Raw genomic sequence first — 21,878 nt, 5'->3', positions numbered from 1 at the left:
ATCATCGCCGCGACGAAGAAGGCCGGCATGGACGAACGCGCCGCCGTGGTCTCCATCGCCACCGCCCTACAGGAGTCGAAGCTGGAGAACCTCGGCCACCTCGGCGACCGCAACGACCACGACTCCCAGGGCCTGTTCCAGCAACGCCCGTCCTCCGGCTGGGGCACGGTGGAGCAGATCACCGACCCCGAATACGCCACCCTGGCGTTCCTCAAGGGCCTCAAGCAGGTCGACGGCTGGCACGACATGCCCCTGACCAAGGCCGCCCAGACCGTCCAGGTCTCCGCCTACCCCGACCACTACGCCCAGTGGGAAACCCAGGCCGCCGAGCTCGTCGCCCACCACTGGAACAGCTGACCCCCGTACGACACGATGGCCGGCACCCCGCCCGGGGTGCCGGCCATCGGCATGTCCACCGTGTCGCCGTGGTGCCTGCCCTGGGGACCACGAACCGTCTCGGCACCGGAGACCGGGCGTCAGACCGCGCGGCGGCCCTCGAAGGCCCGGCCCAGGGTGATCTCGTCGGCGTACTCCAGGTCGCCGCCGACCGGCAGGCCGCTGGCGAGGCGGGTGACTGCGATCCCCATCGGCTTGACCATCAACGCCAGGTACGTCGCGGTCGCCTCACCCTCGGTGTTCGGGTCGGTGGCGAGGATCAGCTCACGGATCGTCCCCGCGCTGAGCCGGGTCATCAGCTCACGGATCCGCAGGTTGTCCGGGCCGATCCCCTCCAGCGGATTGATCGCCCCGCCGAGCACGTGGTAGCGGCCCCGGAACTCACCGGTCCGCTCGATCGCCACCACGTCCTTCGGTTCCTCGACCACGCAGATCACCTCGTCGGTGCGGCGCGGGTCGCGACAGATGCGGCACTGCTCCGACTCGGCGACGTTGAAGCAGGTGGTGCAGAACCGGACCAGGTCCTTGACCTTGCGCAACGCCCCGGCCAGCCGGGTGACGTCGGCCGGGTCCGCCGACAGAACGTGGAACGCGATCCGCTGGGCGCTCTTCGGGCCGACGCCCGGCAGCCGCCCCAACTCGTCGATCAGGTCCTGGATGGCACCCTCGTACATCGGCGGGTCAGAATCCGGGCAGGCCGAGGCCGCCCATGCCGCCGGCCACCGGGCCCATCTTCTGGTCGGTCAGCTCCTTGGCCGCCTCGGCGGCGTTGTGCAGGGCCGCGACGACCAGGTCCTCCAGGGTCTCGACGTCCTCCGGGTCGACCGCCTTCGGGTCGATCCTGATGCCCTTGATCTCACCGGAGCCGGAGACGGTCGCGGTGACCAGCCCACCACCGGCGGTGCCGGTCACCTCCGCCTCGGCCAACTCGGCCTGCGCTTTGGCGATCTGCTGCTGCATCTTCTGCGCCTGCTTCAGCATCTGCTGCATGTTCGGCTGTCCACCTGGGCGCACGGATGGCTCCTTCTCGCACTCGTCTGCTCGGCCGCGCCCAGCCTAGTCGGGGGCGACCGGTGGTCCGGTCCGGGGAACGGCGCGTCAGCGCGCGTCCACCTCGTCGATCTTCTCGGCACCGAACGCCTCACGGAGCAACTGCACCGCCTGCTCCTCGCTCGACTGCCGGGCGGTCCGCTCGTCGATCACCTCGTCCAGCGGTTCGTCACCCGGGTCGAACCCCTCGTATGCGGGAGTGGCCCGGGTCGCGCCCGCCGGTGCCCCACCGGCACGGACCGGACCGTCGTAGTCCGGGTCGTAGGGCGGCTCGCCCGCCCACTCCGCGTCGGCGGTCCTGCGTCCCGCCGGGGCGGCCCGAGGTCCCTTACCCGCCGCAGCCGCCCGCGCCGCCGCGATCGCGCTGCTCACCGGCGCACCGGTGGCCCCGGCCGGCGCCGGCTGCGGTGTCGGTGGCGGACCGGCCGGTCTGGGTACGGCGGGCGCAGCGGGCACCGCCGGGGCGGCTGCCGTCGCGGTCGCCGTAGCCCCACCGGGGCGGGCCGGTTCGGGCCACTCGTCGGAGGATGCGCTGGCGGACCCGCCGGGGCGGGCCGGTTCGGGCCAGCCCTCGTCGTCGCCCCCACCGACCGCGTCGGCCGGGGTGACTGCGCTGCCCGCCCTGCCCACCTGGTCGGGCGGCCCACCCGGTGACCGTGCCGCACCGCCGCCGCTAGCCGCACCGTTTCGGGCGGTAGGGCCAGGCGAACCGCCCGGTGCGGTGGGGCCGGACGAGCCGGTGGACCCGGCCGGGGTGCCGCTGGACGGGCCGGCCGGGGTGCCGCTGGACGGGCCGGACGAAGCGCCGCTGACCGGCCCGGCCGGTGCGGTGGGTGGGGCGGGTGCCGGTCGGGGCGGGGCGGCAGCAGGGCGGGACGGAGCGCCGGACGACGCGCCACCCCGTTCACCGGCCACCTCGCAGCGGATCTGCCACCGACCGCCGAACTCCTCGTACAGCGCTTCGAGGAGGAGGTCCGGCTCGGCGGAGAGAGCCTGGGCGTGGAACGGGTACCGGAACGTGAGCAGGAGGGACTGCCCGTCGACCTCCCGGACGGTGGCCTCCCGCGCCCAGGCCGCCACCTTTTTGCTCTTCCGGCCGACCTTACCGACCACGTCCGGCCACACCCGGCGTACCGCGACGGCGTCGAGGGCACCGGGTGTCGCAGCACCCGGACGCGGCGGCTCGGGGGTGGCCGGGTCGGGCATGACGGCCGAGGGCGGCACCCGACGGGCCGCCGGGTCGGGGTCACCGACGCCCGGGCCACCGGCCGTCGGGGTGGAGCCGTCAGTCGCGGGCCCCCCGACAGTGGGGACGGAGTCGTCCCGGGGCGGGCCGGCAGGGGCGGGCGGGGTGGCGGCGGGCGGGGTGGGCCCGCTGGGCCGGGAAGCGGCCGACGCGGCAGCGGCGCGGGCGGCAGCCGCCCCGGACAGCGCATCGACAGCCGCCGGCGGGCCGGCGGTCTGCGGGTCGGACGCGGCGGCAGCCGCGCCCGGGGCGGGAGGCTCCTGACGTACCGCAGGAGTGGGGGTGGGGGATGCGGAGCCGGCGGCGGCCGGCGGCAGCTCCCCGCCACCCAGGGTGAGCCGGCGCTCCATCCGTTCGAGGCGCTGGAGCAGGGCACCGGTGGCGTCGTCGACGCCGGGGAGCAGCATCCGGGCGCAGATCAGCTCCAGCAGCAGCCGGGGCGCGGTGGTGCCGCGCATGTCGACCAGACCGTTGTGCACGATGTCGGCGCACCGGGACAGGGTCGCCGGGCCGAGCCGCTGGGCCTGGGCGGCCATCCGTTCGATCTGGTCGGCCGGGCCGTCGATCAGGCCCTTGCCGGCGGCGTCCGGCACCTGCTGGAGCACGATCAGGTCGCGCAGCCGTTCGAGCAGGTCGGAGGCGAACCGGCGCGAATCGTGCCCGGCCTCGGCCACCCGGTCGACGGTGGCGTACGCCGCCGCGCCGTCCCCGGCGGCCAACGCGTCGCACATCTCGTCGATCAACGCGGCGTCGGTGACGCCGAGCAGCGCGGCGGCCCGGGCATAGGTGACCCCCTCCGGGCCGGCACCCGCGATGAGCTGGTCGAGCACGGAGAGGCTGTCCCGGGCGCTGCCACCACCGGCGCGCACCACCAGCGGGAAGACCGCCGGATCGACCGTGACGCCCTCGGCCTGAGTGAGCTGCTCCAGGTACGGCCGGAGCACCTTCGGCGGGATCAGCCGGAACGGGTAGTGGTGGGTCCGCGACTTGATCGTGCCGAGGACCTTCTCCGGCTCGGTGGTGGCGAAGATGAACTTGACGTACTCCGGGGGCTCCTCGACCAGCTTGAGCAGGGCGTTGAAGCCGGCCGACGAGACCATGTGCGCCTCGTCGATGACATAGATCTTGAAACGGCTCTGGGCCGGCGCGAAGAACGCCTTCTCCCGCAGCTCACGGGCGTCGTCGACACCACCGTGGCTGGCCGCGTCGATCTCGATCACGTCGATCGAGCCGGAGCCGTCGACGGCCAGCGACCGGCACGAGGCACACTGCCCGCACGGCTCCGGGGTCGGCCCCTGCTCGCAGTTGAGCGAACGGGCCAGGATCCGGGCGCTGGAGGTCTTGCCGCAGCCCCGGGGACCGGAGAACAGGTAGGCGTGGTTGAGCCGCCCGCTGCGCAGCGCCTGCGACAACGGCTCGGTGACGTGCTCCTGGCCGATGACCTCGGCGAAGGTGCGCGGCCGGTACTTGCGGTAGAGCGCCAGCGTCACTCGCCCCGCCTCCTCTCGACCGAGCCATTCTGCGCCGGTCGGGCGCGGGTGACCACCCACCACCCCGGGACCCGACCCGCAGGTACGGTACCGGTGGGCGGAGACAAAAAGGCCTCCCGTGCACCCGGCAGAGCTCGCTTATCCTTGCTGCCTTCCGGCCCTGGGGAGGTTCACGAGATACCGCCGCACGGGAGGTAACGCCCACCCTACCCGACCCCCGGTGGATCTTCAGGGGGTGGTGGGGTGGCCCGGCGGGCGGGGACCTGTATCCTGGCTCGCGGAGGATTCGCCTAGAGGCCTAGGGCGCACGCTTGGAAAGCGTGTTGGGATAAAACCCTCACGAGTTCGAATCTCGTATCCTCCGCTCTGTTGAGCAGGAAAAACGACAGGGCCGGCCCCCACGGGGACCGGCCCTGAATCGTCTCTACCGTCGCTCTCGTCTCAGTTGTCGTCTCGGTTGCCCTGTTCCGGCTGGTCGGGCGGCGGCTTGGTGACCCTCTCCCCCGGCCCGGCCGGCGGGTCGCCCCAGAGCAGTCCGCCGAGCTGCTGCGCGATGTCCCGGCGTACCTGATCGGTCATGTGCTGGTAGCGAACGGCCATGGCCGAGTTCGACCAGCCATGATGCCTGTCACGGCGCGGCCGGAGACGCCGAGGACCAGGAGCGCGGTGGCGGCGGTGTGCCGGGCGTCGTGTAGCCGGCCGTCCCGCACTCCGGCGAGCTTGAGCAGCCGTTTCCACTCGTCGTAGTCCGTCGCCTGGTGGGTCGACTGGAGTCAGCCCGATCGGGCGCTCACCTTCACCACCGGCATGTACTTCGGTGGTGTCGACGTCTCGTCCAGCAGGGTGGGTACAGCGGAGTCGTGCACCTCGCCGCACTCACCAGCGGCCGGGACTCGTTTGCCGACCCACTGAGCTACTTCGACGTCAACGCGACCGGCACCCTGAACCTACTCATGGCCCTGGACGCCGCGCGGACGACCACCGGGCCGGCCGCGCTGGTCTTCGCCTCCACCAACATCGTGCACGGATCACAGCACCACGGCGCACTCTCCGAAGACCTCGACCCACACCCCGAAAGCCCTTACGCGGCCTCGAAAGTCGCCGCCGAGCAGATGGTTGCGGCTTACGCAGCGACCGGAGCGATCGGCGCGATCACCGTCCGGCCCATCAACATCGCCGGAGCGGTCGACGGCGTCACTGACACCGACCGCGCAAGGATCATCCCCAACGTCTTCCGCGCGATCACCGGCCAACGCGACCATGGGGCCCTCAACGGCGACGGATCAGCAGTACGGGATTTTATGCACGTCAGTGCCGTAGCCGCCGCTGTCCGGCTGGCACTGGACGCCGGCATTCCCGGGGTCTGCCGGACGATCAACGTCGGCTCGGGCGTCGGAACGAACATGGCCACCGTGGTAGCCACCGCCGAGCAGGTTACCGGCCGCCCGATTGTCGTTTACCGCCAGCCGCCCAAGCCTGAACCCTCGAACTTGATCGCGGACATCAGCCAGGCTCGTAGCGTTCTCGGCTGGACTGTGACAAGACCTAAACTGACAGACATCCTCGCAGATGCATGGGAGACGTGGTCGGGAACTGTTTCGACCCCTTAGTGACGGGCTGACGAACCCGCCGCTGCGAGAATCAAGACGCCCTACAAGCAGAGTGAGTTAAGTAGTCTGATCCCCAGGGATATCGGCGTAGCCCGCCCACGCTCATGTACGACACGATTCGAAGACCCAGAGGTTTGCCCCAAATCGCAGATGCCGCCGCGATTTCCCTACTAGGAGATCCGCCCCACGCTTGGAGATATTCAACTACGCCTTACCTCCTAAGCGAGCGACCTGCGGCGGCAACGATGGTAGTCGTCAGGACCCAGCCTCCAATCACTAGAACATACATCACCGCCTTAGAGCTACCCGTCGGATCCCAGGCGTTATCGTGCCCGAGGTTTACTAGCGGAATAAGTAAGTCGAGGGAATATAGCCACGGATCCCACGTAGGATGCTCATCCGCCTTAATTGGACAGATCGGGAGATCAGCGTATGCGGCTTCACCGCACGAGTAAGGCGTGACTGTAAACCACACGCTTGCACCAATGAAGAGGACTAGAAAGATCGCGAGGGCGCGCATTGGCGAGAAGCCGTATCCCACGACATAGTCTTGCAGCTTACCCCAAATTCGGATAAGGAAACGTGAAGAGGCATGTGATCTACGAATAGACGCCAAGCGAACAATATCGGCATCGTCATCTTGTCCCGCTGCCGTCAAATTCGAGGCAAGTTGCTCATACGGATGCGGTGAATATGTAGGCGTAGCATGCTGCAGAAGCCTCAATCGATCTACGACCGTAAGATTCGTGTCAAGAAGGCCGTAGGTAAATCCTTCGAGTACCACGGCAGCGCTTTTCGGCCACGAACGCTCATTATCGCGAAGTGTCCCAACCGCAGCTGCTGCCAGAGATATCCCACCGGTTGGAGCATCTCTGAATCTCAGGCTTAGCATCGCAGCCTTCATACCATCGGCGCGGATAGCCATCGAGTCCTTCACTTCAAGCGTAGTGCCATCCAAGAGCACCGAGCGCTGCACAGTCGCCGACTCAAGAACCAGACTCTCCTTCAGTCGTGCACCACGAAGGTCGATATCTCCGTGAATAATGCTAGCGGTTGCCCGCAAGGACACCCCCCGCCAATCGCCTCGCCTCAACTGATCAATCTCCCTCCCTCGGGAAGATTCTTCTAGAGGCACACCAGTCAACTCGGCGTCCGCAAGCCTCACGTTTCCGGTAACATTTGCGGCCGTAAGGTCCACGAGACCTTCGACTTTTGCGCGATCGCCAATGAGGTCACCGTCAAGAACCAGACCCGCCGCGATAAGGGCATGGCGGCGCGGGGTTACGATGGCTGCTTCAGTCAGGTTTAATGTCACACTTATTTTTGCATTGGCGAAGGATACGCTCCCATGGGCTGTAAAACCCTTTGCCCCGTCGACACCGCCCCGTATATCTGCTCGTCGCGCATCCACCGCCCACGACCCATGGGGAGATATCTCCGTATTCCGAAGCGTTAGCGCCCCCTGAACCGTAGCTGCGATTAATAGAATTGAGCCTGCGATCTCGCAATCTTCAACCGCTAATGCTGCGCCAATTGTCGTCCCATCCAGCGTCAACGCAGTGCCCGCGTCCGAGGAAATCTTTGCATTGTCGACGAGAAGATTGCATTCGAAGCGGGAGCCATGGAGGTGGACAGCACCCTCCGCGCGGAAATTCCTGAAATGGCCGGACCCATCGACCCCTAAATGGTCTGCAAGCAAAGCAAGCCGCCCGCAGTCCGAGATACGAACACGATCAAAAGAGAGTTGGCAACCGATTTGAGCATGATGCATTCGAACCGCACCCCGAAAGTGCGCATCTTCACATCTCACACCAAGGGCGACTACCGCGTGATCAATATTTAAACAAATGCCGTTCGGTCGGCTAATTCGAGCTTTAGGCAGAAGCAGTTGCCCCTCTATTCGAGCACCCTCAAGAATAATCCCACCTTCACAATTGAAGTCATTGGCGCATATAACAGAGCCGCCGACCTTGACCTGCCTACCAAGCAACGCGAACTCGCTGCCGCAGGAAATCTTGGAATCAGATAGCCTGATATCGCCGTTAATCCTCGCGTTGTGCAGATGAATTGGCCGGTTCCCGGAAATTCGGCTGCAAACCAGATCGCTCCCGATATCGGCACCCGACAAATCAATCATATAATCGGGGGTGGATACGTCGAAAACAGTACCAGCAAAGGACACATCCCCTACTATTCTGGCGTCTTCGAAGTCGACTGGTCCCGTAACTTTGCAATTTGTAACTAGAGCCGGCCCGCGTAAAACTGTCCGCACCGCCGAGAGTCCCGGCAATACGCACGAGGTAAATCCGATGAACTCCGCCGAAGCATCGTTTAGAAGTGGCTGCTCGTCAAAGATGCACCTTTGAAAATAGAATGGGCCCACACTGCCGCACCCCAAATCAAGCTTTCCTGTAATCCGCGCACCCGCGAGCACTAGGCGTGGCGGATAACCGGCCTCCTGACCTGGGCTATGCATTAAAATCTCAGCCAGAACCTTCGCTCTGATCGTCTTCTCCGCCCCCCAGAAATCTACTGGAAGCTGGTTCGCTACAGGGTTCGCACCATCGAGGACTAGGGTCTCCCCCTTCCTGAAGGCACTCCATAACTGACGCTCGGGGCCCGTCCAATATCCGGGTGCGTCTAAAACTGTGGGCTCCATAGCGACTCCACGGGGGTGATGGGCCGAGGGTCCGTCCATGCAACGGATGAGATCAGGACCGCAATCTACCGTGGCTCCCCCATGACATCTAGTAGGTGCGCGCCACCTCGCTGCTGGAACGCTGTGCCCGCCTATCGGAGACGCACTGGTTCCTGTTGCTAGTCCAGTTGAGCCGCGAGGTAGAAGCAGGATACGGGTCCCGGATGTACCCGCGTAGAGTGCGCAGAACCTGTGTACGGTTGCGACGGGACAGCTGAGGCCGGGGCTCTGTTCGGTCGGGACGAAGGTCTCATCTGAGGCCCACCGTTGCCGTACCCGGTGACTAGGCCGCCGGTACCCGCGCGCCAGCACTGCCGGTCATATGGGCTGCGGATCCGGTATGGATGTAGGTCCAGGCCCCAAGCGTATGGGCCGCCCAAGGCAGTCTCAGTTGTCGTCTCGTTCAGCTACAACCAAGGTCATCCAGCGACGTCCATCCCGCACCGACGTCGCTGGCTGGAACCGCCACGAGTCCGAGCGAACGTTATACGACAGACTTGGAAAGCGTGTTGGGATAAAACCCTCACGAGTTCGAATCTCGTATCCTCCGCTCGTCTGAGCAGCACCAACGCGAGGGTCGGCCCCGATCGGGAGCCGGCCCTTCGTCGTTCCCGGACCGATCAAGGTCACACCGGCCTGTTCAGGACCGGGGCGTCGTCTTCACCCAGCCGAGGAAGCGCTGGTACGTGCCGATCGGGTCGGGCGGCTCGGGGCAGATCCGGGTGAGATCGGCCATCGCCTCCCGGAACAACTCGGCAAGGTCGACAGCGAGATTGACCCGCTCCCCCGCGTAGTCGGCGACCAGGTCGAGTCGAGCCCTCCCGCAGGGCCAGGGCAGCGCATCGGCCGTGCAGATCCAGAGGGGTTTGAGCGGTGCGTGTCTCTGCATCTCGCCTCCGAGGTGGGGGTCGGTCTTCACGGCACCCCGACCCGCCGGGAAGCTCCTCCAGCAGGCCAGGGGCCATCTCTACCTCACCCCACCCGGCATGCACTTGTCAATCAGCAAGTAGCGATAGTCAAGCTGACGCCGTGCTTACGGTCGAACGGTGAAGCGACCGCGCTTGTACGGACCGGGCGAACTGGCCGCCCTGTTCAACGTGTCGCGGCAACGGGTCCTACAGATCACCCGCCGACCCGGCTTCCCCGAACCACTCGCCCGCCTGATCGGCACCACGGTCTGGGACGCGGACGAGGTGGACGAGTGGGCACGCCACCACCGCCCGCCCCGCCCACCTGCGGAAGACGACGAGTAGCCGCCCGACCCGTCGGGCAGGGCAGCAGCAACACCGGCATGCCCCCACCGCGAACCCCGGTACGGTGCGGACACTCGCGGCGGCCCCGGAACCGTCGCACACATGTGCTATCCACAGGGTGTGGATGGCGGGGGGATCGGATGAGTTACGAGCTCAGCGCGGTCGTCGCGGATGTCGAGCTGCTGCGTGAGCAGACCGCCGACCTGGATCACGCGGTGCTGGCGGCGCTGCGGCAGGATTTCGCGCTGCTGCCGGTGACCCCGCAGTTGGTCGAGGAGCTGACCGGCGCGCTGCCGGACTTCCACCCCGAGGAACCGACCGTTGAGCAGCCGTTCGAGCTGGTCCTGTCGCCGGCCCTGAGTGGGCTGCTGGACCGCTGGTCGCGGCGAGGGCCGGTGGCCTACCTGGAGGCGGAGTTCGCCGGGGGTCTCGGCCGGCAGGCGTCGGCGGTGTGGCTCGGCGGCCGGTTGAGCTGGGGTCCCCGCTTCGACGCCGCCTTCACGCTGCCGCGCGGGGAGTGGCCGATCAACGCGGCGCTGGCCCGGCTCGGCGTGGAGCCCGGCCGGTGGCTCGACCCGTTCGCCGAGCTGGGCCTGCACCTGGAACGGCACACCGCCGGCTGGTTGGCGCACGGCCGGCGTGGGCTGACCGCCGACTACTGGGACGAGCTGGCCGAGGAATGGGAAGAGCAGCAATTCCCGGCTGACCAGCAACCTGAACGCCCCGGTCCCGTTGGGGACTGGGGGATTCCATGAAATTGCGACAAATTGCCGTGCTTGCGGCGTTACTGGTGGCTGCCTCGGCGTCGGGCAGCGGCACCCATCCGTCGGGGCCCGACGTCCCGGCGCGGCCGATCGGGGCCAGCCAGGTGGTCGGGCTGCACGGCCTCGCCGGGGCCGAGTTCGGTGCCAGCGAGACCGAGCTGGCCCGACGCGGGGTGCTGCGCGCCGACGCCGACACCTGCGGCATGACGCTGGCCGGGCACGGCACGGCCAGCCCGATCTTCGTCGACGACCGGCTCGTGCTGCTCTGGCTCGACGACCCGATGAGCACCCCGGAGGGGATCACGGTCGGCACCCCCGTCGCCGAGGTGTTGAGCCGCTACCCGTCATCCGTCCGGCTGCACGCGCCACCACGGACGTACCGGTTCGACGGGCTGCTGGCCCGCGACGGCGACCGGGGCTACCTCTTCCTGCACGACGGCACGGCCGTCCGGGAGATCATCGCCGGGTACGCCGACTGGGCCCGCCGCCTCTTCGACGAAGGCCACAGCCCCTGCTGAACTGCAACCGCGACGTGGATTGTCCGCGACCGGCCCCGATGGGACCATCTCCTGGCCACGCGGTCGGCGTCGGCAGCACACGGGGGATCGATGTCACGTACCGTCCTGTCCCGCCCGGTGATCCGGGCCGGGAAGTCACTGCCACGCCTCGCGCTGGCCGCCCTGCTCGTCCCGGCCCTGGCCGTCGGCCCGATCGCCGCAGGTGACGGGGCACCGACCCCGGCTGCGGCGGTCGGTACGTCAGACAGCGCGGCGACCCACCCGCCGGCACCCGCCACATCGGACCCGGGGTCGCCGGCCGCCACCGCCCGGAAGATGCCGGCCACCGGATCCGGCCGGAACACACCGGACCGGGACGTGCCGGTTCCCGCAGCCGAGCGGACCGCACCACAACTGGCGACGACCCCGGCCCCCGGTACGCAGGCCGCCGGGCTGAGCACCGGACAGCCACGTACCCGGTCCACCACCATCGTCCGGCCGGCCAAGCCACCCCGCTCCCGCTGCGGCGGCGTTCTGGCCCTCGGCAGGGTCTTCACCTGCACCGCGATCGTCGACCAGGCGCAGGACGTCTGGACCGTCACCACCACCGCCGACGATCTGCTGCTGATCCAGCTCGGGCGGGGCTCCGGGCCGGACTCCGTCGGCGGCCGGGTCGCCGATGCCGCAGGTCGCGAGTTGTGCCGGCTCGGCGTGGACGCGAACCGCTGTCGGGTCGGTGCCGCCGGGACCTACCGGATCACCCTGCGGTTGCCGTACTCGACCGGGCGGGGGAACTACACGATCGCGGCCGAGTCGACGCATACCCCGTCGAGCTGCGGGCAGTTGCCGGCGGACCTGTTCGACTTCGGGTCACCGGGAAGCACGGTGACACTGCCGGCCGGGGCGGCGGCCCGGTGCCACCTGTTCGACCAGCCGCGCGGCGCGCTGCTGCGGTTCGTCGACCCGGGCGGTCCGCGCGACATCCGTGGGCTGATCCTCGACGGGCAGTTCGGAACGCTCTGCGAGTTGAGCTACGGCGGCGGTGACTGCTGGCTCGAACGGCCGGGCCCCTACCGGCTGCTGAGCTGGGAACAGTACGGCAAGGAGGGCACCCACCTGGTCAAGGCGCGGCGACTGTCCGACCCGGCGGGCTGCCAGAGCCTGCCGCTCGCCCCGTACGGCGACCCGGGCAGCGCCGTGAACAGTGGCGTTACCCCGGCCGGCGAGACGACCTGCCACACCTTCAGCACCGACGCGGCCCGGCCGCTGCTCGTCCGCGCCGTCAGCCTCGACGCCACCAGCTTCGACTGGCAGGTGCTGGATGCCACGGGCGCTCAGGTCTGCGCCCGGGAGGGCATCCCGGTCTGCACCGTGCCGGCCGCCGGCCGGTACACCCTGCTGGTCAGCAGTCCCCTCTACGCCGACCGGCCTCACCGGTACGAGGTGGCGCTGAACCCGCTCGACCGGGCCGACGGATGCGCGCCGAACACCGGCTACACCCCCTGGGACCAACCGGCCCTCCAGGTACGCCAGCTCGCCCGGGTACAGACCGACTGCCATCCCTTCACCGGCCTGGCAGGTGAACGGGTCATCGTGTCCGGCGCACGCTGGACGATGGACAGCGGTGGCGAACGGATCTGCACTGAGCCTTCCGACCAGGTCGGCTGCGTGCTCCCGGCCGACGGCGACTACCGGGTGATCTCATACCGGGAGTGGACCGGGAACACCCCCGAGACGTACCCGCTGGCCATCAGGCGGATCTCCGACCCGGTGGGCTGCCCCACGGTCCGGCCCGGCAGCTACGGCACGGCACCCACCGGTGCCCCGGCCCCGGTCGCGTGCCGGATCCTGGACGTCCCGGCCGCCGGGGTCTACCGGGTGACCGCCCTGCACAGCGACAACGTGACCACGTTCGCCCGGGTCCTCGACACCGCCGGCCGGACGGTCTGCGCCCAGGTCCGCTGCCCGCTGCCCGCCGGCCGGCACACCCTGCTGGCCAGCAGGGACGCCACCAGCACCACCGAGTTCGCGGTGTCCCTGCTGCCGCTGCGGCCGACCGGGTGCACACCCGTCTCCGACGCCGGTTGGGCCGACGCGCCGTACCGGGGCCGGATCGACACCTCCGGCCAGATCGACTGCGTGGTCCTGCCCACCCCGTCCGGGGCGTCGATCGCCACGCTGCTGCCTGTCGACGCCGAGCTGAACGTCGACATCGTGGACGCGGACGGCGAGCCGGAGTGCAGCCTCTGGTGGTACACCTGGCACGGCTGCGTACTGGACGGCCCGGCACCGCACTCGGCGCTGCTCACCGGGCACACCTTCGTGACGCAGCTGGCGTACACGGTGGGCTTCGCCCGGACCGACGCGCCGGCCTGCCCGACGCTGCCCCGGGACACCACGGACACGACGGTGACCACCGGCCCGGACCGCCTCGCGGCCTGCTTCACCGTCCCGGCCGACCAGCACGCCGCCCGGCAGACCCTCACCTGGGCGCGCACCGCCGGCACCGGCCGGGCCCGGCTGACCGTCTTCGACCCGACGGGTCGGTCGACGTGCGGGACGGACCGCGCCGCCCAGGGCACTGTCACCTGCGCGCTGCCTCCCGGCCCGGTCACCGTGCTGCTGGGCACCGACGGCAACACCGCCACCTACCGAGTGGGTCAGCGGAACGCCGGCACGTCCTGACCGGGTCGCGGGCCGGCTCCGACCAGGGGCCGACCCGGTCCGGCAAACGCGGAACGCCCGGTGCGATCCTCACGGATCGCACCGGGCGTTCTCGCTTGTCACGAGCGGTGGCGGCGGGATTTGAACCCGCGGAGGGCGTAAACCCTCACACGCTTTCGAGGCGTGCTCCTTAGGCCACTCGGACACGCCACCGCCGACGAGGGTACAGGAACCCGGGTTCGGATGCCGCACCGGTATCGCTCCGGCCGGCCTGGCAGGATCTTTGCCATGAGTACGCACATCGGCGCGAAGCCGGGCGAGATCGCCGAGCGGGTCCTGATGCCGGGCGACCCGCTGCGGGCCAAGTGGATCGCGGAGACCTACCTCGAGGACGCCACGTGCTACTCGACGGTGCGGGGCATGTTGGGCTTCACCGGACGCTGGAACGGCGTGGACGTCTCCGTCCAGGGTTCCGGCATGGGGATGCCGTCCGCCTCCATCTACGCCCACGAGCTGATCAACGAGTACGGCGCGAAGACCCTGATCCGGGTCGGCTCCTGCGGTGCGCTCACCGAGGACCTGCAACTGCGGGACGTGGTCGCGGCGATCGGGTCGTCGACCGACTCGAACATGAACCGGATGCGCTTCGACGGGTTGATCGACTACGCCCCGGTCGCCGACTTCGGGCTGCTGCGTACCTCGGTCGAGGTGGCCGAGCGGCGCGGCATCACCATGCACGTCGGGCCGATCCTCGCCGCCGACGCCTTCTACACCGACCGGCCGGACCTGTACGACACCCTCGCCGACTACGGCGTGCTGGCGGTGGAGATGGAGTCGGCCGCCCTCTACACGATCGCCGCCCGGTTCAAGGCCCGCGCCCTGACCCTGCTGACGGTCAGCGACCACATCAAGACCGGCGCGAAGACCACCGCCCAGGAGCGTGAGCAGACCTTCGGCCAGATGGTCGAGATCGCCCTGGACACCGCCGTCGCCTCCTGACCGCCGCCCCGACGGCTCCGGCTCGCAACGGGGCCGATGTTGGGGTGTCCCCGCCCCGGCGATACCGCAACATCGGCCCCGTCGTCCCAACCCAACCCGGCTCCGTCGACCCGACGCGGGGTCAGCGGAAGAAGGCGCGCAGGACGGCGGCGTTCTCGGTCTCCAGGACACCGGAGTAGACCTCGGGGCGGTGGTTGAGGCGGCGGTCGCGCAGGACGTCCCACAGCGACCCGGCGGCACCGGTCTTGGGCTCCCAGGCGCCGAAGACGACGGTCGAGATCCGGGCCAGCACCAGTGCGCCCGCGCACATCGTGCACGGCTCCAGGGTGACCACCAGCGTGCAGTCGTCGAGCCGCCACCGGCCCAACCGTGCGGCGGCCCGGCGCAACGCCAGCACCTCGGCGTGTGCGGTCGGGTCGCCGGTCAGCTCCCGTTCGTTGCGGCCGACGGCCAGTTCGGTGCCGTCCGGGCCGTAGACCACCGCCCCCACCGGCACGTCCCCCACCGCCCCGGCCGACTCCCCGGCACCAGGCGCACCAGGATCGGGCCCGGCGGAGCTGCTGGCGGGAAGGGGTGCCGGGCTGGTGGTGGCGATCTCCAGCGCGCGGCGCATCCACCGCTCGTGCCGCTGCCGGCGGCCGGCGGGACCGGGGTCGATCAGCGACGCCGGATCGTCGGCGTCGGGTGGCTGCGCGGGTCGGTCAGACCTCACGCAGCTCCTCGACCTCGTCGGCGCAGCCGAGCACCTGGCAGACCTCGGCGGTCACGTCGGCGGGGAGCATGCCCTCGTGGGCGCAGAGCTTGAGCAGACGTTGGGCGGAGATGCCCAGGTCGGCGAGGATGTCGGCGTCACCGACCGGGTCCGCTTCGGGGTCCACGACCGGTTGTTCGCTCTCCTCGTCGCCGCTGGTGGTGGCCGACGGCGGTTCGTCGACGTCGTCGAGGCCGGTGACCGAGGTCTTGAGGTCGCCGACGAGCAACGCACCGAGGCGGGACTCCTCCGCGTACGCCGAGTCGGAACCGAAGACCCGCAGGTCCTCCCCCTCGTCGAGGCGCAGCAGCACCAGGTACGCGTCGTCGGCCTCGACGAAGAGCAACGACACGTCGGCGTCCGGTTCGACGTCGCGCAGCCGGTCGGCGACCTCGTCGATGTCGGTGGCACCCCGCAGGTTCACCTCGGCGGCGTTCCAGCCGCCCTCTTCGCGCACCACGGCAGCAGCGAAGTACGACATGGTTCCCCCAAAAAAGAACTCGGCACAGCCGACCGTTACGCGTGCACGTTAACCGGTCGGGTCGGCAGCCGGCCGGTCAACGCCCCGAAGGGCGGGCCGATCCGGGAAAAGTTCGTCAGCCCGCGACGCGGCGACGGGTGGCGATGAGTTGGCGTAGCCGCTCGGTGCGTTCCCGCTGCGGCCGTTCCCGCTGGCGTACCGCGCGGGCTCCCGCCAGCTCGGCGAGAATCTGGAGGCGGCGGCGGCTCCGCTCGGTGTCGAGCCGCGGGGTGTTCCAGGCCATACCGAAGAGCGTCCCCAGTCACAGCGGGTACGTCAAGATGGTGCGGCAAACGAAGCCGTGCAACGACGCAGAGTCACCACATCGGCCAGTCCGCGCTCGTCGCCCACCGCACCACGACGATCCCGAAGGCGATGCTCCAGCCGCCTGCGGTGACGATCGCGACGCCGGTACCGACACCCCGGTCGCCGTAGCGGACCAGGGCCAGCGCGGCGAGCCAGGCGAGCGCACCGGCGATCACCGTCCACCAGGCGTAGCTGGCGACGTCCCGGCCGAGCAGGCCGAAGAGCACCAGCCAGGCGGCGGCTAACGCGCCGCCCGAGGCCACGGCGGCGCCGGTGACCGGGTGCGGTTCCCGCCAGGTCGGTCGTCGGGGCGGCCCGGAGGGAAACAGACCCGAGGCGGCGTACGGGACGTGACCCCCGACGGGGCCGGGCTGGTGGTTCGTCGTCACTGCGCTCCCCCTGGCGGCCGGGACGGATCCCGCAGCATCCGGCCCCGGGGCTGCTGGCCGTAACGGGCCGGCCGGCCGCGTCGGGGAGCCGACGGGTGGCCACCCTGTCGGCCGGGTGCTGCTGGCGGTGCGACCTCCACGGTAGCCGTCTGTCAGGATGTCCGAATGTCCCTGCTCCGGCCCGACCGACGTCGCACCCGTCCGGCGTACCCCGCGCTGCTGGTCGTGGTGGCGGTGCTGGCCGGCTGCGGGACGAACCAGCCGGCCGCGCCCCCGGTCTGGGACGCTCCGACGGCGGTGGCGACGGGCGACCAGCCGGCGACGCCGACGGGCCCGGCCGGCACCCCCTCGGGCACCGGCGGCCCGACCGCGTCGCCGTCGGCCACCCCGGACCCGACGGCCCTGCGCCGGGTCTTTCCGGTACGCGCGGGCAACGTCTCCTACCACCCGACGCACTCGGGTTACCCGGGCACCGACATCTTCGCCGACTGCGGTGAGCCGGTGGTGGCGGTGACCGACGGGACGGTCCTGGAGGTGAGCCGGGTGGACCGGTTCGACAAAAAGGGGCCGCTGGGGCCGTACAACGGTGGCCTGTCGGTGTCGTTGCTGGGCGACGACGGGGTGCGGTACTACGGGTCGCACCTGAGCGCGATCAGCGCGGGGATCGACGTGGGGGTCCGGGTGTCCGCCGGCCGGCAGCTCGGCGAGGTGGGCCGGACGGGGAACGCGAACAACGTCTGTCACCTGCACTTCGGGTTGTCGCCGAAGTGCACCGGGCACGACGACTGGTGGATCCGGCGGGGCGTGGTGTGGCCGGCGAAGTACCTGGACTCCTGGCGGGGCAAGGGCAACCGGTCACCGGTGGCGGCGGTGGCCGCGTGGGAACGTGAGCACGGTTGCCCGCGCGCGCCGCGTGGCTCGTCCGGCGCGGGCTGACCAGCGTCGACTGTCGCGTCGTCGGTCGTACGCATTGACGTGGGTATTACTCGTCGGTTAACGTCCCGAGGTGAGAGAGCGCTCTCTCGAATCACTAACCTCCCGAATTCCGACGTACCGCGTGCAGGTGGTCGTTCCGGCGACCCCGCGCGGAGGAGGCACGATGACACCTCCCGTCCCCCGGCGCCGCGCCCCCTGGGTGCTCGCCGCCACCACCGCGCTGACCGTCCTCGTCGGCGGCCTCACCCTCACCACCGCCGGCACCCCCGCCGAGGCCGCCACCGTCGGCGCCGGCAGCTACACCACCGACCCGGTCGGCCCGCTGCCCACCGGCTGCGGCACCCTGTCCACCAACCCCCGCCAGTTCGCCACCGCCAACGCCCCCGCCGGGCCGGTGCCCACCAACGACTGGTGGTCGTCGCTGCTGTGGAAGAAGACGAACTGCTCCTACAGCGAACCGCTGCACGCCCACCCGGTGTCCTACCAGCCGTTCAGCGACGGGCTCGGCTTCTCGGCACCCTCGGCCGCCACCGTCAGCGGCACCGCGACCGGGGTGGGCGAGTTCAAGTACACCTACACCGAGGACATCCGGGTCGGCGTGGCCGCGCTCGGCGCACCGGTGGTCAAGGTCGACGACTGGTCCGACTGGACGGTCACCCCGTACTGGACTGACGGGTCGCGGACCCTGCGCGCCACCATCGGCCACGGACTGCCGTTCGCCTACTTCCAGGCCAGCGGCGGCGACGCCCAGATCAACCCGACCGGCGGCGCGGCCACCGTCTGGTCCAACAGCGGCGCCACCATCGGCTTCACCGTCCGCGGCCACGACTACGTCGGGTACGCCCCGACCGGAGCGACCTGGACCGTCGCCAACGGACGGATCAGCTCCACCCTGGCCGGCAAGGGTTACTTCTCGATCGCCCTGCTGCCGCCCACCGCCGACGCCACCGCCCGCGCCACCCTCGCCACCAGCTACGGCCGGTACGCCCACGCGCACGTCACCGGCACCCGGGTCGGCTACACCTACGACCCGGCGACCAGCGCGGTGAACACCACCTACTCGTTCACCACCACCGCCCGGGAGGGCACCGCCACCCAGACCGTGGTCAGCCTCTACCCGCACCAGTGGAAGGCGCTCGCCGGCAGCACCCCGCTCACCCAGACCTACCCGTCGGCGCGCGGCCGGATGAAGGTGCTGACCGGGGTGGCCTCCTTCCGAACCGCGATGAAGTTCCACGGGGTGCTGCCCGAGGTGCCCGCCGTGGCCACCGGCTCCGGCACCGACCTGGCCCAGCTCAAGGAGCAGCTCGCCGCCGTCCGGGGCAACCCGATGGACCAGCGCGGCGGCGACACCTACTGGACCGGCAAGGGCCTCGGCCGGGCCGCCCGGATCGCCGAGATCGCCGACCAGGTCGGCGACACCGAGACCCGCAACGCGGCGCTGGCCGCCATCCGCAGCACCCTGACCGACTGGTTCACCGCCACCCCGGGCAAGACCGCCAAGGTCTTCTACTACGACCGCAACTGGGGCACCCTGATCGGCTACCCGGCGTCGTACGGGTCCGACCAGGAACTCAACGACCACCACTTCCACTACGGGTACTTCATCGCGGCGGCGGCGACGCTCGCCAAGTTCGACCCGACGTGGGCCACCCAGAACCAGTACGGCGGCATGGTCGACCTACTCATCCGGGACGCCAACAACTACAACCGGGCCGACACCCGCTTCCCCTACCTGCGGGACTTCGACATCTACGCCGGGCACGACTGGGCCGCCGGGCACGGCTCGTTCAACGCCGGCAACAACCAGGAGTCCTCGTCGGAGGGGATGAACTTCGCCAACGCGCTGATCCAGTGGGGGCAGGCCACCGGCGACACCGCCGTCCGGGACGCGGGCGTGTTCATCTACACCACCCAGGCCGCCGCCATCGGAGAGTACTGGTTCGACGTCGACGACGAGAACTACCCGGCCGCGTTCGGGCACTCCACCGTCGGCATGGTCTGGGGCGACGGCGGGGCGTACGCGACCTGGTTCAGCGCCGAACCGGAGATGATCCAGGGCATCAACATGCTCCCCGTCACCGGCGGGCACCTCTACCTCGGCTACCGGCCGGCCTACAACCGGACCAACTACGCCGAACTGGTCCGCAACAACGGCGGCGAACCCACCGTGTGGCAGGACATCCACTGGCAGTTCCTCGCCCTCGGTGACCCGGACGCGGCACTGGCCAAGCTGCGCGCCAACCCCGGCTACACCCCGGAGGAGGGCGAGAGCCGGGCACACACCTTCCACTGGATCCGCAACCTCGCCGCGCTCGGCCAGGTCGACACCACGGTCACCGCCAGCCACCCGCTGGCCGCCGTGTTCAGCCGCAACGGCGCACGCACCTATGTGGCCAGCAACATCACCGCCGCGCCGCTGACCGTGCGGTTCTCCGACGGGACCAGTCTCACCGTGGCCGCCGGGAAGACCGCCACCACCGGGGCGTACACCTGGAGTGGTGGCAACGCGGCCGGCGGCACCAACCCGAGCCCCACGCCGACCACCTCCCCGACGACGTCGCCCACCCCGACCGGGCCGTCGCCGACGCCGACCAGCCCGACCCCGCCGCCGACCACCCCGCCGCCCGGCTCGCCGACCCGGTTCCTGCTGCCCGGTGGCGGCCTCGGCTCCGCCGGCAACGCGGCGACGACCACCGTCCCCGGCTCCGGGGGCGCGAACCACGACGGCACCCCCAGCAACCCGGTGGTGTTCACCGCGACCCGGCTCAACCTCGCCTACACCGGGGGCCAGACCGGGTTCGACCTGTTCCTCGACGCCGGCCAGTCGGTCGGCAACGGGGTGCAGGCCCGGGTCTCCTACGACCTGACCGGGGACGGCACCTTCGACCGGGTGGAGACCTACCGGTACTTCGCCACCGACCCGGTGCCCGGCTACGAGCACTACACGCAGAACGCCGGCCTGCACTCGGCCACCGGCACGCTGGGCAACCTCGCCGGCGGCACGGTCAGGGTGGAGATCTGGTCGGCGATCGGCGTCAACCCGTCCACCCTCGGCACCGGCAACCAGTCGGTGGTGAAGCTGCCGTACTCCTGATCCGGTCCCCGTTGTCCACACCCCGCGCCGCCGGTCGTCCCCCGACCGGCGGCGCGGGCGCGTAGGTTGCCATCCATGAGCGCCAGAGACCCCGTCGCCGACCTGCGTCGGATCGCGTTCCTGCTGGAACGCGCCAACGAGGCCACCTACCGGGTACGCGCGTTCCGCAGCGCGGCGACCGCCCTGGCCGCGCTGCCGGCGGCGGAGTTGGCCGAGCGGAACCGGGCCGGAACCCTCACCGACCTGCCCGGGGTCGGCGACGTCACCGCCCGCTGCGTCACCGAGTCGTTGGCCGGCGAGGAACCGGTCTACCTGCGCCGGCTGGTCGCCACCGAAGGCGTCGACCTCGACGAGGCGGCCGCCGCGTTGCGGGCCGCGCTGCGCGGCGACTGCCACACCCACTCGGACTGGTCCGACGGCGGGTCACCGATCGAGGAGATGGCGCTCGCCGCCGTCGAACTCGGCCACGAGTATGTGGTGCTGACCGACCACTCGCCCCGGCTCACGGTGGCCCGGGGCCTCACCGCCGACCGGCTGCGCCGGCAACTCGACCACGTGGCGGCGGTCAACGCGGCGCTGCCCGAGGGGTTCCGCATCCTCACCGGGATCGAGGTGGACATCCTCGCCGACGGCACCCTCGACCAGGACGAGGAGCTGCTGGCCCGGCTCGACGTGGTGGTCGGCTCGGTGCACAGCGGGCTGCGCGACGAGCGGGCCCGGATGACCCGCCGGATGCTCACCGCGATCGCCAACCCGCACCTGGACATCCTCGGCCACTGCACCGGGCGGATGGTGTCGTCCCGGCCCGCCGGGGTGACCGGGCCGGGTGACAAGGGGCACCGGGCCCGGACCCGCGCCGAGAGCGACTTCGACGCGGACGCGGTCTTCGCCGCCTGCGCCGAACACGACGTGGCCGTCGAGATCAACTCCCGGCCGGAGCGGCAGGACCCACCGAAGCGGCTGATCCGCCGCGCCCTGGAGGCCGGCTGCCGGTTCGCCATCGACACCGACGCGCACGCCCCCGGGCAGCTCGACTGGCAGCGGTACGGCTGCGAACGGGCGGCGCTGTGCGGCGTACCCGCCGACCGGGTGGTCAACACCTGGCCGACGGACCGCCTGCTCGACTGGGCCCGTAGCCGCGCCTGACCCGGCACCCACCGCGAGCCCGCCGGGCCGCGCCAGGAACCCCGACGGCCCCGCCTCGTTGATCGA

The 21,878-nt window shown here is 70.1% G+C and carries 18 protein-coding genes, 2 tRNA genes, 1 other RNA gene and 2 pseudogenes; 11 read left to right on the top strand and 12 right to left on the bottom strand.

All coding sequences use genetic code 11. The features are described from left to right. A pseudogene (locus tag AB0K25_RS30415) lies at positions 1–357 on the top strand (hypothetical protein); the annotation flags it as partial. Between the two features lie 119 nt (positions 358–476). Here the strand turns inward: AB0K25_RS30415 and recR are convergent. From recR to ffs, 4 genes are all read right to left on the bottom strand, one after another. Then, positions 477–1,070, bottom strand: coding sequence for a recombination mediator RecR (recR, locus tag AB0K25_RS30410; RefSeq protein ID WP_208570826.1), 594 nt, complete (start codon positions 1,068–1,070; stop codon positions 477–479). A gap of 7 nt (positions 1,071–1,077) precedes the next feature. Next, a complete protein-coding gene (locus tag AB0K25_RS30405) occupies positions 1,078–1,386 on the bottom strand; it encodes a YbaB/EbfC family nucleoid-associated protein (RefSeq protein ID WP_219470436.1) in 309 nt (102 codons plus the stop codon). Between the two features lie 108 nt (positions 1,387–1,494). Then, the gene (locus AB0K25_RS30400) at positions 1,495–4,182 is read right to left on the bottom strand and encodes a DNA polymerase III subunit gamma and tau (RefSeq protein ID WP_363823867.1); all 2,688 of its coding nucleotides are present in this window, start codon (positions 4,180–4,182) and stop codon (positions 1,495–1,497) included. Between the two features lie 107 nt (positions 4,183–4,289). Then, positions 4,290–4,379, bottom strand: an RNA gene (ffs, locus tag AB0K25_RS30395) — signal recognition particle sRNA small type. Between the two features lie 82 nt (positions 4,380–4,461). Between ffs and AB0K25_RS30390 the strand changes: the two genes are divergently transcribed. Beyond that, positions 4,462–4,546: transfer RNA gene (locus AB0K25_RS30390), tRNA-Ser, on the top strand. Between the two features lie 77 nt (positions 4,547–4,623). Here AB0K25_RS30390 and AB0K25_RS30385 read toward each other — a convergent pair. Further along, positions 4,624–4,934: pseudogene (locus AB0K25_RS30385) on the bottom strand (tyrosine-type recombinase/integrase); the annotation flags it as partial. A 6-nt stretch (positions 4,935–4,940) separates the two neighbouring features. On the opposite strand from AB0K25_RS30385, the gene AB0K25_RS30380 reads away from it, so the two are divergent. Continuing rightward, the gene (locus AB0K25_RS30380; RefSeq protein ID WP_357536572.1) at positions 4,941–5,792 is read left to right on the top strand and encodes an NAD-dependent epimerase/dehydratase family protein; all 852 of its coding nucleotides are present in this window, start codon (positions 4,941–4,943) and stop codon (positions 5,790–5,792) included. A gap of 211 nt (positions 5,793–6,003) precedes the next feature. Here AB0K25_RS30380 and AB0K25_RS30375 read toward each other — a convergent pair whose 3' ends face one another. Both AB0K25_RS30375 and AB0K25_RS30370 read right to left on the bottom strand, forming a co-directional pair. Next, positions 6,004–7,974, bottom strand: a complete 1,971-nt coding sequence (locus AB0K25_RS30375; RefSeq protein WP_363823866.1) for a hypothetical protein — start codon at positions 7,972–7,974, stop codon at positions 6,004–6,006. Positions 7,975–9,130: 1,156 nt separating this feature from the next. Further along, the gene (locus AB0K25_RS30370) at positions 9,131–9,379 is read right to left on the bottom strand and encodes a flavin reductase (RefSeq protein WP_357536576.1); all 249 of its coding nucleotides are present in this window, start codon (positions 9,377–9,379) and stop codon (positions 9,131–9,133) included. Positions 9,380–9,536: 157 nt separating this feature from the next. On the opposite strand from AB0K25_RS30370, the gene AB0K25_RS30365 reads away from it, so the two are divergent. From AB0K25_RS30365 to AB0K25_RS30350, 4 genes are all read left to right on the top strand, one after another. After that, a complete protein-coding gene (locus AB0K25_RS30365) occupies positions 9,537–9,743 on the top strand; it encodes a hypothetical protein (RefSeq protein ID WP_088646531.1) in 207 nt (68 codons plus the stop codon). A gap of 140 nt (positions 9,744–9,883) precedes the next feature. Further along, positions 9,884–10,498, top strand: a complete 615-nt coding sequence (locus tag AB0K25_RS30360) for a hypothetical protein (protein ID WP_363823865.1) — start codon at positions 9,884–9,886, stop codon at positions 10,496–10,498. Next, a complete protein-coding gene (locus AB0K25_RS30355; protein WP_357536580.1) occupies positions 10,495–11,025 on the top strand; it encodes a hypothetical protein in 531 nt (176 codons plus the stop codon). Before AB0K25_RS30360 ends, AB0K25_RS30355 begins: the two co-directional genes overlap by 4 nt. Positions 11,026–11,115: 90 nt before the next feature. Then, positions 11,116–13,689, top strand: a complete 2,574-nt coding sequence (locus tag AB0K25_RS30350; protein ID WP_219465149.1) for a hypothetical protein — start codon at positions 11,116–11,118, stop codon at positions 13,687–13,689. Positions 13,690–13,794: 105 nt separating this feature from the next. Here the strand turns inward: AB0K25_RS30350 and AB0K25_RS30345 are convergent. After that, positions 13,795–13,881, bottom strand: a tRNA-Ser gene (locus AB0K25_RS30345). Positions 13,882–13,956: 75 nt separating this feature from the next. Here AB0K25_RS30345 and deoD point away from each other — a divergent pair. Beyond that, positions 13,957–14,667, top strand: coding sequence for a purine-nucleoside phosphorylase (deoD, locus tag AB0K25_RS30340; protein ID WP_363823864.1), 711 nt, complete (start codon positions 13,957–13,959; stop codon positions 14,665–14,667). 121 nt (positions 14,668–14,788) lie between these two features. On the opposite strand, the gene AB0K25_RS30335 is transcribed toward deoD, so the two are convergent. The 4 genes from AB0K25_RS30335 to AB0K25_RS30320 form a co-directional block, all read right to left on the bottom strand. Then, entirely contained in the window at positions 14,789–15,280 is a 492-nt protein-coding gene (locus AB0K25_RS30335) for a nucleoside deaminase (RefSeq protein ID WP_363823868.1), read from the bottom strand. 88 nt (positions 15,281–15,368) lie between these two features. Next, entirely contained in the window at positions 15,369–15,899 is a 531-nt protein-coding gene (locus AB0K25_RS30330; RefSeq protein ID WP_208570818.1) for a tRNA adenosine deaminase-associated protein, read from the bottom strand. Positions 15,900–16,014: 115 nt separating this feature from the next. Next, positions 16,015–16,182, bottom strand: coding sequence for a hypothetical protein (locus AB0K25_RS30325; RefSeq protein WP_208570817.1), 168 nt, complete (start codon positions 16,180–16,182; stop codon positions 16,015–16,017). Positions 16,183–16,255: 73 nt separating this feature from the next. Continuing rightward, complete coding sequence (locus AB0K25_RS30320) at positions 16,256–16,633, bottom strand: hypothetical protein (RefSeq protein WP_208570816.1); 378 nt, start codon at positions 16,631–16,633, stop codon at positions 16,256–16,258. A 165-nt stretch (positions 16,634–16,798) separates the two neighbouring features. Between AB0K25_RS30320 and AB0K25_RS30315 the strand changes: the two genes are divergently transcribed. The 3 genes from AB0K25_RS30315 (at position 16,799) to AB0K25_RS30305 (ending at position 21,812) form a co-directional block, all read left to right on the top strand. After that, a complete protein-coding gene (locus AB0K25_RS30315; protein ID WP_363823863.1) occupies positions 16,799–17,569 on the top strand; it encodes a peptidoglycan DD-metalloendopeptidase family protein in 771 nt (256 codons plus the stop codon). A 163-nt stretch (positions 17,570–17,732) separates the two neighbouring features. Next, positions 17,733–20,666, top strand: a complete 2,934-nt coding sequence (locus AB0K25_RS30310; protein ID WP_363823862.1) for a glycosyl hydrolase — start codon at positions 17,733–17,735, stop codon at positions 20,664–20,666. 75 nt (positions 20,667–20,741) lie between these two features. Then, positions 20,742–21,812: a PHP domain-containing protein gene (locus AB0K25_RS30305; protein WP_363823861.1), complete on the top strand. Its 1,071-nt coding sequence runs from the start codon at positions 20,742–20,744 to the stop codon at positions 21,810–21,812. The last annotated feature ends 66 nt before the right edge of the window (positions 21,813–21,878 follow it).

Origin of the sequence: Micromonospora sp. NPDC049257, from assembly GCF_040678915.1 — a bacterium.
Taxonomy (GTDB): Bacteria; Actinomycetota; Actinomycetes; order Mycobacteriales; family Micromonosporaceae; genus Micromonospora; species Micromonospora antibiotica.
The sequence above is the reverse complement of the archived record's forward strand: the minus strand, read 5'-3'. Positions and strand labels throughout refer to the sequence as shown.